The sequence below is a fragment of the Actinomycetota bacterium genome (assembly GCA_018830725.1).
GTDB lineage: Bacteria > Actinomycetota > Humimicrobiia > JAHJRV01 > JAHJRV01 > JAHJRV01.
This window is the reverse complement of record JAHJRV010000068.1, coordinates 1-2266: the sequence shown is the minus strand read 5'-3', so window position 1 is coordinate 2266 and position 2266 is coordinate 1. Positions and strand designations below refer to the sequence as shown.

The 2266-nt window shown below is 27.6% G+C and carries 4 protein-coding genes; all 4 read left to right on the top strand.

Features of this window, described 5'->3' with window-relative positions; translation table 11 throughout:
• Nucleotides 1-339, top strand: a 339-nt coding sequence (locus KKC53_03395) for an MOSC domain-containing protein (GenBank protein MBU2598209.1), incomplete at its 5' end; no start/stop codon positions are given.
• 191 nt (nt 340-530) lie between these two features.
• Nucleotides 531-1148 carry a molybdenum cofactor guanylyltransferase gene (locus KKC53_03390; GenBank protein MBU2598208.1) on the top strand — a complete coding sequence of 206 codons (618 nt, stop codon included), beginning with the start codon at nt 531-533 and terminating at the stop codon, nt 1146-1148.
• A 141-nt stretch (nt 1149-1289) separates the two neighbouring features.
• Nucleotides 1290-1736, top strand: a complete 447-nt coding sequence (gene nuoE, locus KKC53_03385) for an NADH-quinone oxidoreductase subunit NuoE (protein ID MBU2598207.1) — start codon at nt 1290-1292, stop codon at nt 1734-1736.
• A 66-nt stretch (nt 1737-1802) separates the two neighbouring features.
• Nucleotides 1803-2266: NAD(P)H-dependent oxidoreductase subunit E (locus tag KKC53_03380; protein ID MBU2598206.1), on the top strand; the 464-nt coding region annotated here is incomplete at its 3' end.

The window sequence follows — 2266 nt, the reverse complement described above, 5'->3', positions numbered from 1 at the left end:
GGAGATGCTCATTCAGGAAAATGGCATAGGCAAGTAAGCCTCTTATCTAAAGAAAGCATCAATAAGATGAGAAAAAAAGGTTTTAACATAAGTAGTGGTTCTTTTGCTGAGAATATAACAACAGAAGGAATTGACTTATTAAAAATTTCTATTGGAAATAGATTAAAAATAGGCAATGATGTTATACTTGAAGTTTCACAGAAGGGAAAAGTTTGTCCGCGTCCGTGTTCAATCTATTATAAAATTGGCGATTGCATTATGCCCAAAGAGGGAATATTTGCTAAAGTTATAAAACCAGGGAAAGTTAAAGCTGGAGACATTATTGTAGTAGAGGAATGAAGGATGTATGGGTCAGGTCTTGTAATATAGCATATAAAAAATAAATGTAAGTTATGCTTAGAACAAAAAACCGTAATTATTTCTCCATCTAAATTCTTAATACTAATATATTACAAAACTCATATATAGAATAATTCATCTAACCTTACCAAACAGGGACATTGCAGAAAGGAGCTTAACAAAAATAAAATATGTTTGAAATAAGCTCAGTGATATTGGCTGGTGGAAAAAGTAAAAGATTTGGTAAAAAAAAAGCTTTTCTTAAGATTAGAGGCAGAACTCTAATTGACCAGATTGTAGAAAAGATGGGAAGATTAAGTAATGAGATTATTATTGTCACAAATATTCTAAAAAAATTTGATTATTTACCCAAAAAATTTGACTCTTTAAATGTAAAATTAATAAAGGATATAATTCCATATAAGGGCTCATTAGGCGGGATCTATTCTGGACTGCTGTTTGCAAAAAATAATTCCACTTTTGTAGTTGCATGTGATATGCCATTTTTAAATATATCTCTCCTTAAACATATTATTTCTTATTCTAAAGAATATGATGTAGTTATACCCAAAGTAGATAATTTTTTTGAACCATTACATGCAACCTATTCTAAGAGATGCTTAAAACCAATAAAGAAGCTAATAGATTCAGATAATCTAAAAATAATTGATTTTTTTAAAGAAGTAAGCGTAAAATTTGTTGAAAAAAACGAGATTGAAAAATTTGATCCCAATTTTATGTCCCTATTTAATGTAAATACTTTGAATGATTTTAAAATTGCAACTGAATGGATAAAAAGTCAAAATTGATTTTAAAGGTCTAAAATATATATTTGTTATATCTATATAACATAAAAACTTTAATTAAACTATGGTTTTAGCAATTAGGGAGTTTTATTTAGAATTTTAAAAATATTTTTTGATAATTAAATAGATTATCAGAGCTTGAAAATGGATAGCATTATAAAGATTATAGATAAAATGAATAAGAGTAATGAGGGATTAGTACCAATCCTGCAAAGAGTTCAAGATGAATTAGGTTATTTGCCTATTGATATTTTGGAAGCAATTTCTGAAAAAATGAATCTTCCTTACAATCAAGTTTTTGGAGTAACAACATTTTATTCACAATTCCGATTAGAACCTCAAGGAGAAAATTTGATACAGCTATGTGATGGTACAGCTTGTCATGTAAAAGGCTCTAAAAAAATTATTAAAACAATAGAAGAAAAACTTGGGATAAAGAAAGGTGAAACTACTGAAAATATGAAATTTACATTCCAAGCAGTATATTGTATAGGATCCTGTGGTCTATCACCAACAGCAATGATTAATAAAAAAGTTATACCAAAATTAACTTCTAGTAAAATTTTAAAAATTTTAGAGGAATTATCCTGATAATAAATTAAACTAAAATGTGCTTTTTAAAATTTAAAAATAATTTATCTAATAAAAGGAAAACAAATGTCCCACAAAGTATATGAAAAAACAGTACTCTGTTGTGGAGGAACAGGATGTATTGCAGGTGGTTCTGAAAGTATTTATCTTTCCTTTTTAAATGAGATAAAAAGAAGAAGTCTTGACAAAAATTTTAGAATTTCAATTACAGGTTGTCATGGTTTATGTGAGATGGGACCAATTGTTGTTGTACAGCCAGAAGGTATTTTGTATTGCCATACTTTGATAGAGGATGTTCCTGAAATAATTGATAAGACACTTATAAAATCGGATTTGGTGGAACATTTAGTATATAAGAATCCAAAAACATTAGAAATTATTCCAAAATACAAAGATATACCTTTCTACAAATACCAAAAAAGGATATTACTAAGAAATTGCGGGGTTATTAACCCAGAAAATATTAAAGAATATATTAAAAGAGAAGGATATTTAGCATTAAGAAAAGCAATTCTTGATATGTCTCCATT